Origin of the sequence: Caballeronia sp. INDeC2, assembly GCF_023631325.1 — a bacterium.
Taxonomy (GTDB): Bacteria; Pseudomonadota; Gammaproteobacteria; order Burkholderiales; family Burkholderiaceae; genus Caballeronia.
In genome coordinates this window covers 1-13,130 of sequence record NZ_JALQDG010000017.1, presented here as the reverse complement: position 1 = coordinate 13,130, position 13,130 = coordinate 1, and the positions used below count along the sequence as shown (strand labels likewise).

General features: G+C 60.5%; 18 protein-coding genes and 1 tRNA gene. 18 read left to right on the top strand and 1 reads right to left on the bottom strand.

The window, feature by feature from the left end:
- Window positions 1-23: 23 nt before the first annotated feature.
- From NCS28_RS12205 to tatC, 11 genes are all read left to right on the top strand, one after another.
- Window positions 24-644, top strand: coding sequence for a MarC family protein (locus NCS28_RS12205; protein WP_250514077.1), 621 nt, complete (start codon window positions 24-26; stop codon window positions 642-644).
- Window positions 641-1,282 (top strand): imidazole glycerol phosphate synthase subunit HisH, encoded by a 642-nt coding sequence (gene hisH, locus NCS28_RS12200; RefSeq protein WP_250514076.1) that lies wholly within the window; start codon window positions 641-643, stop codon window positions 1,280-1,282. The genes NCS28_RS12205 and hisH overlap by 4 nt, the downstream gene beginning before the upstream one ends.
- Before the next feature lie 152 nt (window positions 1,283-1,434).
- Window positions 1,435-2,187, top strand: coding sequence for a 1-(5-phosphoribosyl)-5-[(5-phosphoribosylamino)methylideneamino]imidazole-4-carboxamide isomerase (gene hisA, locus NCS28_RS12195; protein ID WP_250514075.1), 753 nt, complete (start codon window positions 1,435-1,437; stop codon window positions 2,185-2,187).
- Between the two features lie 78 nt (window positions 2,188-2,265).
- Entirely contained in the window at window positions 2,266-3,039 is a 774-nt protein-coding gene (gene hisF / locus NCS28_RS12190; RefSeq protein ID WP_250514074.1) for an imidazole glycerol phosphate synthase subunit HisF, read from the top strand.
- Between the two features lie 3 nt (window positions 3,040-3,042).
- Window positions 3,043-3,447: a phosphoribosyl-AMP cyclohydrolase gene (hisI, locus tag NCS28_RS12185; protein ID WP_250514073.1), complete on the top strand. Its 405-nt coding sequence runs from the start codon at window positions 3,043-3,045 to the stop codon at window positions 3,445-3,447.
- On the top strand, window positions 3,444-3,812 hold the full coding sequence (locus NCS28_RS12180; protein WP_250514072.1) for a phosphoribosyl-ATP diphosphatase: 369 nt from the start codon (window positions 3,444-3,446) through the stop codon (window positions 3,810-3,812). The genes hisI and NCS28_RS12180 overlap by 4 nt, the downstream gene beginning before the upstream one ends.
- 32 nt (window positions 3,813-3,844) lie before the next feature.
- Window positions 3,845-4,237 (top strand): DUF4870 family protein, encoded by a 393-nt coding sequence (locus NCS28_RS12175; RefSeq protein ID WP_250514071.1) that lies wholly within the window; start codon window positions 3,845-3,847, stop codon window positions 4,235-4,237.
- 47 nt (window positions 4,238-4,284) lie between these two features.
- Entirely contained in the window at window positions 4,285-4,647 is a 363-nt protein-coding gene (locus NCS28_RS12170) for a histidine triad nucleotide-binding protein (RefSeq protein ID WP_061120170.1), read from the top strand.
- Between the two features lie 156 nt (window positions 4,648-4,803).
- Window positions 4,804-5,040: a Sec-independent protein translocase subunit TatA gene (gene tatA, locus NCS28_RS12165; protein ID WP_250514070.1), complete on the top strand. Its 237-nt coding sequence runs from the start codon at window positions 4,804-4,806 to the stop codon at window positions 5,038-5,040.
- Window positions 5,041-5,076: 36 nt separating this feature from the next.
- Window positions 5,077-5,598: a Sec-independent protein translocase protein TatB gene (tatB, locus tag NCS28_RS12160; protein WP_250514069.1), complete on the top strand. Its 522-nt coding sequence runs from the start codon at window positions 5,077-5,079 to the stop codon at window positions 5,596-5,598.
- A gap of 44 nt (window positions 5,599-5,642) precedes the next feature.
- Window positions 5,643-6,419, top strand: coding sequence for a twin-arginine translocase subunit TatC (tatC, locus tag NCS28_RS12155; protein WP_250514068.1), 777 nt, complete (start codon window positions 5,643-5,645; stop codon window positions 6,417-6,419).
- A gap of 87 nt (window positions 6,420-6,506) precedes the next feature.
- On the opposite strand, the gene NCS28_RS12150 is transcribed toward tatC, so the two are convergent.
- Entirely contained in the window at window positions 6,507-7,733 is a 1,227-nt protein-coding gene (locus NCS28_RS12150; RefSeq protein WP_250514067.1) for a S1C family serine protease, read from the bottom strand.
- A gap of 20 nt (window positions 7,734-7,753) precedes the next feature.
- Between NCS28_RS12150 and NCS28_RS12145 the strand changes: the two genes are divergently transcribed.
- From NCS28_RS12145 to NCS28_RS12115, 7 genes are all read left to right on the top strand, one after another.
- The gene (locus NCS28_RS12145) at window positions 7,754-8,500 is read left to right on the top strand and encodes a Nif3-like dinuclear metal center hexameric protein (RefSeq protein WP_250514066.1); all 747 of its coding nucleotides are present in this window, start codon (window positions 7,754-7,756) and stop codon (window positions 8,498-8,500) included.
- A gap of 218 nt (window positions 8,501-8,718) precedes the next feature.
- Window positions 8,719-9,339 carry a ubiquinol-cytochrome c reductase iron-sulfur subunit gene (gene petA, locus NCS28_RS12140; RefSeq protein WP_250514065.1) on the top strand — a complete coding sequence of 207 codons (621 nt, stop codon included), beginning with the start codon at window positions 8,719-8,721 and terminating at the stop codon, window positions 9,337-9,339.
- Complete coding sequence (locus NCS28_RS12135) at window positions 9,340-10,722, top strand: cytochrome b (RefSeq protein WP_250514064.1); 1,383 nt, start codon at window positions 9,340-9,342, stop codon at window positions 10,720-10,722.
- A gap of 23 nt (window positions 10,723-10,745) precedes the next feature.
- A complete protein-coding gene (locus NCS28_RS12130) occupies window positions 10,746-11,501 on the top strand; it encodes a cytochrome c1 (protein ID WP_250514063.1) in 756 nt (251 codons plus the stop codon).
- Between the two features lie 93 nt (window positions 11,502-11,594).
- Entirely contained in the window at window positions 11,595-12,206 is a 612-nt protein-coding gene (locus tag NCS28_RS12125; protein ID WP_008344155.1) for a glutathione S-transferase N-terminal domain-containing protein, read from the top strand.
- A gap of 63 nt (window positions 12,207-12,269) precedes the next feature.
- A complete protein-coding gene (locus NCS28_RS12120) occupies window positions 12,270-12,767 on the top strand; it encodes a ClpXP protease specificity-enhancing factor (RefSeq protein ID WP_250514062.1) in 498 nt (165 codons plus the stop codon).
- Window positions 12,768-12,785: 18 nt separating this feature from the next.
- Window positions 12,786-12,861, top strand: a tRNA-Thr gene (locus NCS28_RS12115).
- The last annotated feature ends 269 nt before the right edge of the window (window positions 12,862-13,130 follow it).

The window sequence follows — 13,130 nt, the reverse complement described above, 5'->3', positions numbered from 1 at the left end:
TCGGCGCGCGCGTCGAGAACTCGATGGATCTGTTCAAGTCGTTCATATCGTTGCTCGCGCTGATCAATCCGGTCGGCGCGATACCTTTTTTTCTCAGCCTGACGGCGCAGCAATCCGACATCGAAAAGCGCAACACGATTCGCGTCGCGTCGATTTCGGTGTTCTGCGTAATAGCGGTGACGGCGTTGCTCGGGCAGCAGATCATCGCGTTCTTCGGCATTTCGGTCGGATCGTTCGAAGTGGGCGGCGGCATCATCATGTTGCTCATGGCGATCAGCATGTTGAACGCGCAGGTCGGCAACGCGCGCTCGACGGTGGAAGAACGCATGGAAGCCGAGGAACGCAACAGCATCGCGGTCGTGCCGCTCGCGATTCCGCTGCTCACCGGGCCGGGTTCCATCAGCACGGTGATCGTCTATGCTGCCAATGCGCAGCACTGGTACGACCGCTTCGGGCTCGTCGTGCTGGGCGCGATCATCGCGGGGCTGTGCTTCGGCGCGCTGAATCTCGCCGAGCCGATCGCGCGCTGGGTCGGGCGCACGGGAATCAACATCGGCACGCGTCTCATGGGTTTGATGTTGTCCGCATTGGCGGTGGAGTTCATCGTCAACGGGTTGAAGGCCTTGATGCCATCTTTGAAATGACTACTTCGATTGCGATTGTTGATTACGGAATGGGCAACCTGCGCTCGGTCTACCAGGCGCTGAAAAAGGCTGCACCCGAGGCGAACGTGGCGATCGTCGATCAGCCGCAAGGCATCCATTCGGCGGATCGGGTCGTGCTGCCCGGACAGGGCGCGATGCGCGACTGCATGGCGCATCTGGCCGAATCCGGGCTTCAGGAAGCGGTGATGCAGGCGGCGCGCGAAAAGCCGATGCTCGGCGTGTGCGTCGGCGAGCAGATGCTCTTCGACTGGAGCGAGGAAGGCGATACGAAGGGCCTGGGTCTCTTGCCCGGCAAAGTCGTGCGCTTCCAGCTCGACGGTCAGTTGCAGGACGACGGCTCGCGCTTCAAGGTGCCGCAAATGGGCTGGAATCGCGTTCGTCAGACGCAAGCGCATCCGATCTGGGACGGCGTCGCGGACGGCGCGTTCTTCTACTTCGTGCACAGCTACTACGTGGTGCCGGACAATCCGTCCCACACGTCCGGCGAAACCGTGTACGGCAGCGCATTTACGTCGGCGGTTGCGCGCGACAATATCTTCGCGACCCAATTCCATCCGGAAAAGAGCGCGGACGCCGGTCTGCGCCTGTATCGGAATTTCGTGCACTGGAACCCGTGAAATGGCGCGCACGCTAGCGTTTTCGCCTATTCCTACGGGCGCATGACCGTTGCAAGACTTGTACTACACTAGCGAGACGGCTCGCAGCACAGGCACGAAAGACCGCACGTGCGCCGTTTTGATTAACTCCACCCAGAAAATACGCGATACCTATGCTGCTCATTCCGGCCATCGATCTTAAGGACGGTCAGTGCGTGCGCCTCAAGCAAGGCGATATGGACCAGGCGACCATTTTTTCAGAAGATCCGGCAGCGATGGCCCGACATTGGGTCGATCGCGGCGCGCGACGGCTGCATCTGGTCGATCTGAACGGCGCGTTCGCCGGCAAGCCGAGAAACGGCGACGCAATCCGCGCGATCCTCGACGAGGTGGGCAGCGAGATTCCCGTGCAACTGGGCGGCGGCATCCGCCATCTGGAAACCATCGAGCGCTATCTGGACGACGGCCTGTCGTACATCATCATCGGCACCGCGGCGGTGAAGAATCCGGGCTTCCTGCAGGATGCGTGCAGCGCGTTTGGAGGGCACATCATCGTCGGGCTGGACGCGAAGGACGGCAAGGTCGCGACCGACGGCTGGAGCAAGCTCACGGGTCACGAGGTCGTCGATCTCGGCCGCAAGTTCGAGGACTACGGCTGCGAATCGATCATCTATACCGATATCGGCCGGGACGGAATGCTTCAGGGCATCAACATCGACGCGACCGTGCGGCTCGCGCGGGCGGTGAAGATTCCGGTGATCGCGAGCGGCGGGCTGTCGAGCATCGCGGATATCGAATCGCTCTGCGAGGTCGAGGACGAGGGCGTCGAAGGGGTGATCTGCGGCCGCGCGATCTATTCCGGCGATCTCGATTTCAAGGCCGCGCAGACGCGTGCCGACGCGCTGCGCGAAGCCGACGGCGCTTGAAGACGCCTGAGCGCGAGCACATCTGAGCAGCACTCCGGGCGGCCGCGACGCCGCCCTTAATTTGTAAGTGGCAAGAACATGGCTCTCGCAAAACGCATCATTCCGTGTCTCGACGTGACCGCCGGTCGCGTCGTCAAGGGCGTCAACTTCGTCGAACTGCGCGATGCGGGCGATCCCGTCGAAATCGCGCGTCGATACGACGATCAAGGCGCCGACGAACTCACGTTTCTCGATATCACTGCGACCTCCGATCAACGCGATCTGATTCTGCCGATTATCGAGTCGGTGGCCTCGCAGGTGTTCATTCCGCTGACCGTCGGCGGCGGCGTGCGCGCGGTCGAGGACGTGCGGCGTCTGCTCAACGCGGGCGCGGACAAGATCAGCATGAATTCGTCGGCGGTCGCGAATCCTCAGCTCGTGCGCGACGCGTCGGACAAGCACGGCTCGCAGTGCATCGTCGTTGCGATCGACGCCAAGCGGGTGTCGGCCGAGGGCGAGGCGCCGCGCTGGGAAGTGTTCACGCATGGCGGCCGCAAGGCGACGGGCATCGACGCGATCGATTGGGCGCGCAAGATGGCCGAGTACGGCGCGGGCGAAATTCTTTTGACCAGCATGGATCGCGACGGCACCAAGGCCGGATTCGATCTCGCGTTGACGCGGGCCGTGTCGGACGCGGTGCCGGTACCGGTGATCGCATCGGGCGGCGTCGGATCGTTGCAGCATCTCGCGGATGGCATCGTCGAAGGCCACGCGGACGCAGTGCTGGCCGCGAGCATCTTTCACTACGGCGAGCATACCGTCGGCGAGGCAAAGCGCTTCATGGCCGATCACGGCATTTCGGTGAGGACGTAAGCGATGAGCGATCAAATGACCTGGCTCGACCACGTGAAGTGGGACGCGAACGGCCTCGTGCCGGTGATCGCGCAGGAAGCATCGACCAACGACGTGCTGATGTTCGCGTGGATGAATCGCGAGGCGCTCGCGAAGACCGTTGAGCTGAAGCGCGCGGTGTACTTCTCGCGTTCGCGTCAGCGGCTGTGGTTCAAGGGCGAGGAGTCGGGTCACGTCCAGCACGTCCACGACGTGCGCCTCGATTGCGACGAAGACGTCGTGCTGCTCAAGGTCGAGCAGGTATCGGGCATCGCGTGCCACACCGGCCGCCATTCCTGTTTTTTCCAGAAATTCGAGGGCACGGCGGACAGCGGCGAGTGGGTCGCCGTCGAGCCGGTCCTGAAAGACCCAGAAAGCATCTACAAATGACGCAAGCCAATACGCTCGACACGCTGCTGCGCCTCGCCTCCGTTATCGACAGTCGCAAAGGCGGCGATCCGGAACAATCCTACGTTTCGCGACTCTTTCACAAAGGCGACGACGCGGTCCTGAAAAAGATCGGCGAGGAAGCAACGGAAGTCGTGCTCGCCGCGAAGGACGCGCGTCATGGCGGCGCGCCGAAAGCGCTCGTCAGCGAAGTCGCCGATTTGTGGTTTCATTGTCTCGTGATGCTGTCGCATTTCGACCTGAGCCCCGCCGATGTCGTCGCGGAACTGGAACGTCGCGAAGGCTTGTCGGGGATCGAGGAAAAAGCGCTGCGCAAGTCGCGCGAGCGCGAGCAAAGCGGCAGCTGACGAGCGTCTCGCTTCGAGCGAAGGAGGGCAGCATGAACCGGCAGTACGAACCCTATCCGCCACCCGTCGTTCAGAACTCGGATGACCCGGAGCGTCTGCGCAACATGCGCACGTTCACGCACGTTTTGTACGCGTTGTATGCCGTCTACTGGCTGACCGGTGGGCTGACCGGCCTGGTCGCGATCATCCTCAACTACGTCAAACGAAGTGACGCAGCCGGCACGCCGTACGAGGATCACTTCACCTGGCAGATCCGCACGTTCTGGTGGGCGGTGCTGGGCCACGTGATCGGATTTGCGACGATCTGGATCGGCATCGGCTTCCTGATTCTCGCCGCGGTCAGCATCTGGACGCTTTATCGCATCATCAAGGGCTGGTTGTATCTCTATGAGAACAAGACGATCGAACCGCGCGCGTGGTTTTGAGTCCGCTTTGATCAATCCGGTCCGGCAACGGGAGACACGGGATATACATGAGTCAAGACAACTGCATTTTCTGCAAGATCGCCACTGGCCAACTGCCGAGTACGAAGGTCTATGAGGACGACGAGTTCGTCGCCTTCAACGACATCAACCCGGCCGCGCCGGTGCATGTGCTGGTGATCCCGCGCAAGCATATTGAAACACTTTCCCACTGCACAGAAAGTGACAGTCCGCTGCTTGGTAGAATGGTGAGCCTCGTCGGACGATTGGCGAAAGATCTGGGTGTCTCCTACACGGGAGGGAACACCGGTTTTCGCACGGTAATTAATACCGGACCGGGCGGCGGGCAGGAGGTGTATCACATCCACGCGCATTTGTTGGCCGGCGAGCGCCCGTGGCGCCGAATGGGGTAATGCCGTGATCTATGTCGGCGTTTTCCTTTCCAGTGAAATATTGGGCGAGCAAAATCGATAGTTCAGGTTGAGGCGATCAGTCTTGGCCGAGGCCGCAAGGCCAGTCTTCCGTCCTCGGCACCCAAATCGGGGCGGAATTACGGAGAGTTTTCATTCATGGGTTCGTTAAGCATTTGGCATTGGTTGATCGTTTTGCTGATCGTGGCGCTTGTGTTCGGCACGAAGAAGCTGCGCAATATCGGCGGCGATCTGGGCGGCGCGGTGAAAGGTTTCAAGGAAGGCATGCGCGAAGGCGACACGCCGGCAAATACGGGCGATCAGCGCGAGCTTCCGCGGAACGGCGCCGTCGACGTCGAGGCGAAGGACAAGTCCCGTTCGGGCGACTACCGCTAATCCGTCCGCCGACGGTAACCCTCCACTTTTCGTTCAATGCTCGATCTCGGTCTGACCAAAATGGCGGTCATCGGCGTCGTTGCGCTGGTGGTCCTCGGGCCGGAGCGCTTGCCCGGCGTCGCTCGCACCGCGGGGGCGCTGTTCGGACGCGCGCAGCGTTATATCAACGACGTCAAATCGGAAGTCGCGCGCGAGATGGAACTCGATGAGCTGAAGAAAATGCGCACCGAGTTCGAAACCGCGGCCTCCAACGTCGAATCGACGATTCAGGACACGCTGCGTCGCCATGAATCCGAATTGAACGATGCATGGAAAGAGGGCACGTCGGTCACGCCGAGCATCGCGGGCGAATCGGCGGACAGCACCGCGTCGGACAAGCCCTGGGCGAGCACGTCTTCATCGACGTCGACCAGGCGCAAGAACTGGCGCGTGAAGCAGGCCGCGATTCCCAACTGGTACAAGCGCACGACTTCTCGTCGCACGCGGGTCCAATCGGGCGCGGCGCGCGTCGCTCGTCATACGCCTGCCACCCTGCGCCGGCAGACGAAGTTCTTCTGAGCGAGCCGCGCTTCCTTCATCGATGATTTCTACCGAGGGCCGGCGTGAGCGACCCGCAACACATTAAAGAAGAGCCCGTCGAAGAGACGTTCATTTCGCATCTGGTCGAATTGCGCGACCGCATCATTCGCGCGGGCGCTTCGGTCATCGTCGTATTCATCGCGCTGGTGTACTGGGCGCCGGACATCTTCAAGCTTCTCGCCCGTCCGCTGATGCAGAACCTGCCAGCCGACGGCAAGATGATCGTCACCGACGTCACCGGCTCGTTCTTCGTGCCGATGAAGGTGACGATGCTCGTCGCCTTCGTGATCGCGCTGCCGTTCGTGCTGTATCAGGTCTGGGCTTTCGTCGCGCCGGGGCTGTATCAGCACGAGAAGAAGCTCGTCGGGCCGCTCGTTTTCAGCAGCTACACGCTTTTCCTGTGTGGCATGGCGTTCGCGTACTTCGTCGTGTTTCCCACGATTTTCCGCGTGATGGCGCACTACAACGCGCCGCTCGGCGCGGAGATGACGACGGATATCGACAACTATCTGAGCTTCGTGCTGACGATGTTCATCGCGTTCGGGGTGACGTTCGAAGTGCCGATCGTCGTCGTGCTGCTCGCGCGCATGGGCGTTGTATCGATCCAGAAGCTCAAGCAGATCCGCCCCTACGTGATCGTCGGCGCGTTCGTCATTTCGGCGGTCGTCACGCCGCCCGACGTTTTCTCGCAGCTGATTCTCGCGATTCCGCTCGTCATTTTGTACGAGGCGGGCATCATCGCGGCGCGGCTCGTGATCGGCAAGGAGCCGGTCAAGAACGAGGAGCCGGCGGCGGAATAAGTGCGGCGTGTTGTCGCAGCGGCGGCTTACAAAAAAGGCAGCTTCGGGTAATCGAAGCTGCCTTTTTGTTTTCGTGGATGCGGCGGTTTATTCGTCGCCCTGGTCACCCTGATCGCCTTGATCTTCGTCCGGCATCTGCGGCGCGCGCGGTGGCGCGGGACGCTTGCCGATCATCACGTTGAGGTCCAGTTCCTTGTTCTTGCGCATCAGGTGAACCTTCACCGACGTGCCCGGCTTGATCTGCGCGACGACGTTGAGCAGGCGCGTGGTGTCGGTGATGGTGTCGTCGTTGATGGACACGAGAATGTCGCCCGGCTTGATGCCCGCCTTGTCGGCCGGGCCGCCTTGCAGCACGCCCGCGACGATCGCGCCGGATTTCTGATCAAGGCCGAACGATTCGGCAATCTCCGGCGTCACGTCCTGCGGCTCGACGCCGATCCAGCCGCGCGTGACCGTACCAGTCGTGATGATGCTTTCGAGCACGCTGCGCGCGGTCGACACGGGAATCGCGAAGCCGATGCCGAGCGAGCCGCCGCTGCGCGAATAGATCGCCGTGTTGATGCCGAGCAGGTTGCCGTTCACGTCCACCAGCGCACCGCCCGAATTGCCGGGATTGATGGCGGCATCCGTCTGGATGAAGTTCTCGAACGTGTTGATACCGAGGTGATTGCGCCCGAGCGCGCTGACGATGCCCATCGTGACCGTCTGGCCTACGCCGAACGGATTGCCGATCGCGAGCACGACATCGCCGACGCGCGTCTGATCCATCCGGCCGAGTGTGATGCTCGGCAGGTTGGTCATGTTGATCTTCAGCACGGCGAGGTCGGTTTCCGGATCGACGCCGATCACTTTCGCGCTGGACGTGCGACCGTCCGCGAGCGCGACTTCAATTTGATCCGCCCCGTCGACGACATGCTGGTTCGTTAGAATGTAACCTTCCGAGCTGACGATGACGCCGGAGCCGAGATTCGACGCCGGCGGCTCGTCGCTCTTGCGTTTGTTCTTGTCGCCGAAGAAATAGCGGAACAGCGGGTCTTTCGCACGCGGATCGGGCGGCAGATTGCCGTCCTTGCTGGAGAACACGTTCACGACGGCCGGCATCGCCTTTTGCGCGCCTTCCGAGTAGGACGATTGAACCGGGCGCGAGCCGATGCTCGGCGCCACTTCCTGCAACGCGACGATCGGCTCGGCAAGCTGCTTGCCGAATTGACCCTGACGTTGAAGCCACTGCGGTTTCAAGGTCGCGATGATGAACATCAGGGCCAAAAGCACGGTGACCGCTTGGGCAAAAAATAGCCAGAAGCGTCTAAGCATTTGAAGGGATAGAGGATTTCATGGATCGGATCGAACTCGAATTGTATCTGAACAATCTGCTGGAAATCGGCCGCTTCAAGGACTATTGCCCGAACGGTCTGCAGGTTGAAGGCGCGCGCCGCGTGCAGAAGATCGCGACCGGCGTGACGGCCTCACAGGCGTTCCTCGAGGCCGCGCTGGAATGGGGCGCGGACACCGTGCTCGTGCATCACGGCTATTTCTGGCGCAACGAGGCGCCGCAGATCACGGGGCGCAAGTACCGCCGGTTGCGCACGCTGATCGCCAACGACATCAATCTCTTTGCTTATCATCTTCCGCTCGATTCGCACCCGGAAGTGGGCAACAACGCGCAGATCGGCGCGCGGCTCGGACTGATCGCCGATGGGCGTTTCGCCGATCAGGACCTCGGCTGGGTCGCGACGCTCGCGATGCCGCTTTCGCTCGAGCATTTCAGCGCGATGGTCGAGAACGCGCTTGGCAGGAAGCCGCTCGTATTCGGCGATACGGATAAGGAATTGCGACGCGTGGCGTGGTGCACGGGCGGCGCGCAGGGTTATTTCGAAGACGCGATTGCGGCGCGCGCGGACGTATATCTGAGCGGCGAGGTCTCGGAGCAGACCATGCATATCGCGGCGGAATCGGGCGTGGCGTACATCGCGGCCGGGCATCACGCGACGGAGCGCTACGGCGTGCAGGCGCTGGGCGCGCATTTGTCGGAGCAGTTCGATATCGAACATCTTTTTATCGATATCGATAATCCGGTTTAATACGCTGTTAAGCCGGTGCGCCCATTATTTGGCGCTTGCAGTTGCCTTAAATGAACGCTTCACGATATTGCGCGGAAAACGTGGGGAAAACCCTGAAGCATCAATCACTTCGAGTGATTTTTGCTAGTCAGCCCTTGTAAATGCTAACTCCATTCGCGCACACTAACGGCGAACAACTGATGTGACGGTATAAATCCAACTCAGAATTGGGGCGTGTGATGCGAGACAAGGATGAAAAACGCGTCGACGGCGGCCGCCGTACCTGGCTGATTGCGACGACCGCAGCAGGTGGTTTCGGAGCTGTGGCAACCGTAGTTCCTTTTGTGGGTTCGTTTGCTCCATCGGAGAAGGCCAAGGCGGCGGGCGCGCCCGTCGAGGTCGATATCAGCGGACTCAAGCCGGGCGAAATGATGACGGTCGCCTGGCGCGGCAAGCCGGTGTGGATCGTCAATCGCACCGACGAAATGCTGGCCGACGTCAAAAAAGCCGACAACGAAGTGGCCGACCCGAAGTCCAAAATGGAATTTTCGATGCCGTTGCCGGAGTACTGCAACAACGAGTATCGCTCGCGCGCCGATCACAGAAACATTCTCGTGGCGGTCGCCGTGTGCACGCATCTCGGCTGCACGCCGACGCCGCGTTTCCAGGAGGGTGCGCAACCCAATCTCCCCGATAACTGGCCGGGCGGCTTCCTTTGCCCGTGCCACGGCTCCACCTACGACATGGCGGGCCGCGTCTTCAAGAACAAGCCCGCGCCGCAGAACCTGGACATTCCGCCGTTCATGTTCACATCCGCGACGCAACTCGTGATCGGCAAGGACGAAAAGGGAGAGGCGTAAATGGCGACCGCAGACAAGGAAGTGGAGACAACGGGGTTGACCGGTTGGATCGACCGCCGGTTTCCGATGACCTCGACCTGGAAGAAGCACGTATCCGAGTACTACGCGCCGAAGAACTTCAACTTCTGGTACTTCTTCGGCTCGCTCGCGCTGCTGGTGCTGGTGAATCAGATCGTCACCGGCATTTTCCTGACGATGAACTACAAGCCCGATGCGACGCTCGCGTTCGCATCGGTCGAGTACATCATGCGCGAGGTGCCGTGGGGCTGGCTCATCCGTTATATGCACTCGACGGGCGCGTCCATGTTCTTCGTCGTCGTCTATCTGCACATGTTCCGCGGGCTGATGTACGGGTCGTACCGCAAGCCGCGCGAACTCGTCTGGATCTTCGGGTGCGCGATCTTCCTGTGCCTCATGGCCGAAGCGTTCTTCGGCTATCTGCTGCCGTGGGGGCAGATGTCGTTCTGGGGCGCGCAGGTGATCGTGAATCTGTTCTCGGCGATTCCGTTCATCGGCCCGGATCTGTCGCTGTGGATTCGCGGCGATTACGTCGTGTCGGATGTCACGCTGAACCGCTTCTTCGCGTTCCACGTGATCGCGATTCCGCTCGTGCTGATCGGGCTCGTGGTCGCGCATCTGGTCGCGCTGCACGAAGTCGGCTCGAACAATCCGGACGGCATCGAGATCAAGGCGAAGAAGGGGCCGGACGGCATTCCGCTCGACGGTATTCCGTTTCATCCGTATTACTCGGTGCACGACTTTATGGGCGTGTGCGTGTTTCTGCTGATCTTCGCGGCGATCATCTTCTTCGCGCCGGAAATGGGCGGCTACTTCCTCGAAGCCAACAACTTCGTACCGGCCAACCCGCTGCAGACGCCACCCGAGATCGCGCCCGTGTGGTACTTCACCGCGTTCTACGCGATGCTTCGCGCCACCACCGATCCGTTCAAGATCGTGCTAATGATCGTCATCGCACTACTCGGGCTGCTCGCATTGGTGAAGGGGCGCGGCAAGTGGCGCCTCGGCCTTCCGGTGCTCGCGGTCCTCGTGCTGATTTTCATGGCGCTGACTGAATCGAAGTTCTGGGGCGTGGTCGTGATGGGCACGGCGGTCGTGTCATTGTTCTTCCTGCCGTGGCTCGATCGCAGTCCGGTGAAGTCCATCCGCTATCGGCCGCTCTTCCACAAGGTCTTTTACGCGATCTTCATCTTCGCGTTCCTGATGCTCGGCTTTCTGGGAACGCGACCGCCATCGCCGGCCGCGACGCTGATTGCGCAAATCTGCGCGCTGATTTACTTCGCGTTCTTTCTCGGCATGCCTTTCTGGACGCCGCGCGGCAGATTCAAGACGCCGCCTGAGCGAGTGCACTACAAACCTCACTGAGCGCACGTCCGGAGACGAATACGATGAAAAAATGGCTCTCTACAATAGCGATGATCGGTGCGGCGCTGCTCGCGTTCGGCGCGGCGCCGGCGTTTGCGCAGGAAGAGGCGGTGCTCGATCGGGCGCCTGACAGCTCGGACAATCTCGCGTCCTTGCAACATGGCGCCCAAGTTTTTGTAAACTACTGCCTGAACTGCCACAGCGCGACTTTGATGCGGTACAACCGGTTAGCCGATATCGGCATCAGTGAAAAGCAGATTCAGGAGAACCTGCTCTTCTCGACGGACAAGGTCGGCAACACGATGTCCATCGCGATGCGCCCGGAAGACGCGAAAGCGTGGTTCGGCGCGTCGCCGCCGGATCTGTCGGTGGAAGCGCGGGCGCGCGGCAACGACTGGCTCTATACGTACTTGCGGAGCTTTTATCGCGACCCGACGCGGCCGACCGGCTGGAACAACCGCGTGTATGAGAATGTCGGCATGCCGCACGTTCTCTGGACCCTGCAGGGCATTCGCGATGCGAAATTCGAGACCGATACGGACGAAAAGACCGGCGAAAAGGTAAGAAGATTCGTCGGTTACACTCAGGTTACGCCTGGTGCCTTGTCATCCGTGGATTATGATTCAACTGTGGCCGATCTCGTTTCGTACATGTCGTGGATGGCGGAACCCGCGCAGCAGACGCGCAAGCGGCTCGGTGTCTGGGTTCTGCTGTTCCTGGCGCTCCTGAGTTTCCTCGCGTGGCGCCTGAACGCGGCATACTGGAAAGATATCAAATAGCGCGCCTTCGACGGCGTGGGTCGGCGCGATGACGTTTTCCGCGAGAAAACGCCGCGGCCGGCCCTTCGAGTTTACTGAAGGAACTTTAAAAACATGATGGTTCTGTATTCCGGCACTACTTGCCCGTTCTCCCAGCGCTGCCGGCTGGTGTTGTTCGAAAAGGGCATGGATTTCGAGATTCGCGACGTTGACCTGTTCAACAAGCCGGAAGACATCGCGGTGATGAACCCGTACGGACAGGTGCCGATTCTCGTCGAGCGCGACCTGATCCTGTACGAGTCGAATATCATCAACGAATATATCGACGAGCGTTTCCCGCACCCGCAACTCATGCCGGCAGATCCGGTCCAGCGCGCCCGCGCGCGCCTGTTCCTGCTGAACTTCGAGAAGGAACTGTTCGTTCACGTCGGCACGCTCGAAAACGAAAAGGGCAAGGCCGCCGAGAAGAATCACGAGAAGGCGCGCAGCGCGATCCGCGATCGCCTCACGCAACTCGCCCCGATCTTTCTGAAGAACAAGTACATGCTGGGCGAGGAGTTCTCGATGCTCGACGTCGCGATCGCGCCGCTCTTGTGGCGTCTGGATCACTACGGCATCGAATTGTCGAAGAACGCCGCACCGTTGATGAAGTACGCCGAGCGGATTTTCAGCCGCCCGGCTTATATTGAAGCGCTGACGCCTTCCGAAAAGGTGATGCGTCGATAGTTTGAGTGCGTAGGAACGCGGCGGCGCGGTTTCGTGCGGCCGCATTCCGGCAGAGGAAAGTTGATGCAAGAGATTTCCACCAAGCCGTATCTGTTGCGCGCGCTGTACGAGTGGTGCACGGATAACGGTTTCACGCCCCATATCGCCGTGCGGGTCGATGCCGCCACGCGCGTGCCGCGTCAGTTCGTGCGCAACGACGAGATCGTATTGAACATCAGTTTCGAGGCCACGAGCCAGCTGCAGATGGGCAACGAGTGGATCGAGTTTAGCGCGCGGTTCTCCGGCAAGTCGCACAAGATCGAGGTGCAGGTCGCGAACGTGCTCGCAATTTACGCGCGCGAGAACGGACAGGGGATGGCGTTCCCGGTCGAGCAGACGCATTCCGGCTCTGAGTTGACCAGTACGTCCGTCGGAGCACGATCGCCTGAGCGTGAGACACGCCACATCGAGGAACCTGTCGACGAACGTGCGGATTCCGCGTCGGAGCATGAGCCGCAAACGGACACGGATGACGACGCTTCGAAATCAGCTGCGAGGTCTCACCTCAAAGTCGTTAAATGAAGTAGAATCTCGTCCTTCGCCGGCTTAGCTCATCTGGTAGAGCAGTTGATTTGTAATCATCAGGTGGCGGGTTCGAGTCCTGCAGCCGGCACCAAGACTTACGCCGACGGGTCGTGCGATGTCCGCACGACCCGTTTGCTTTGAGTCGGCAGGATCAGTAGGTTGAGTCGATAAGAAATGCTTGAAATTCTTGTTGACACGAACCGAAGGGTTGTTCATAATCTTGTTTCTCTGCTGCTGATGCAGCGACGCAAGACGGTGGTGAGGTAGTGACTGTCCTGCGATGTGCTCTTTAAAAACTAACAGCCGATAAGTGTGGGCGCTTGATTGCTGGGTGCGGCCGGTTCTTCGGAGCTGGTAATG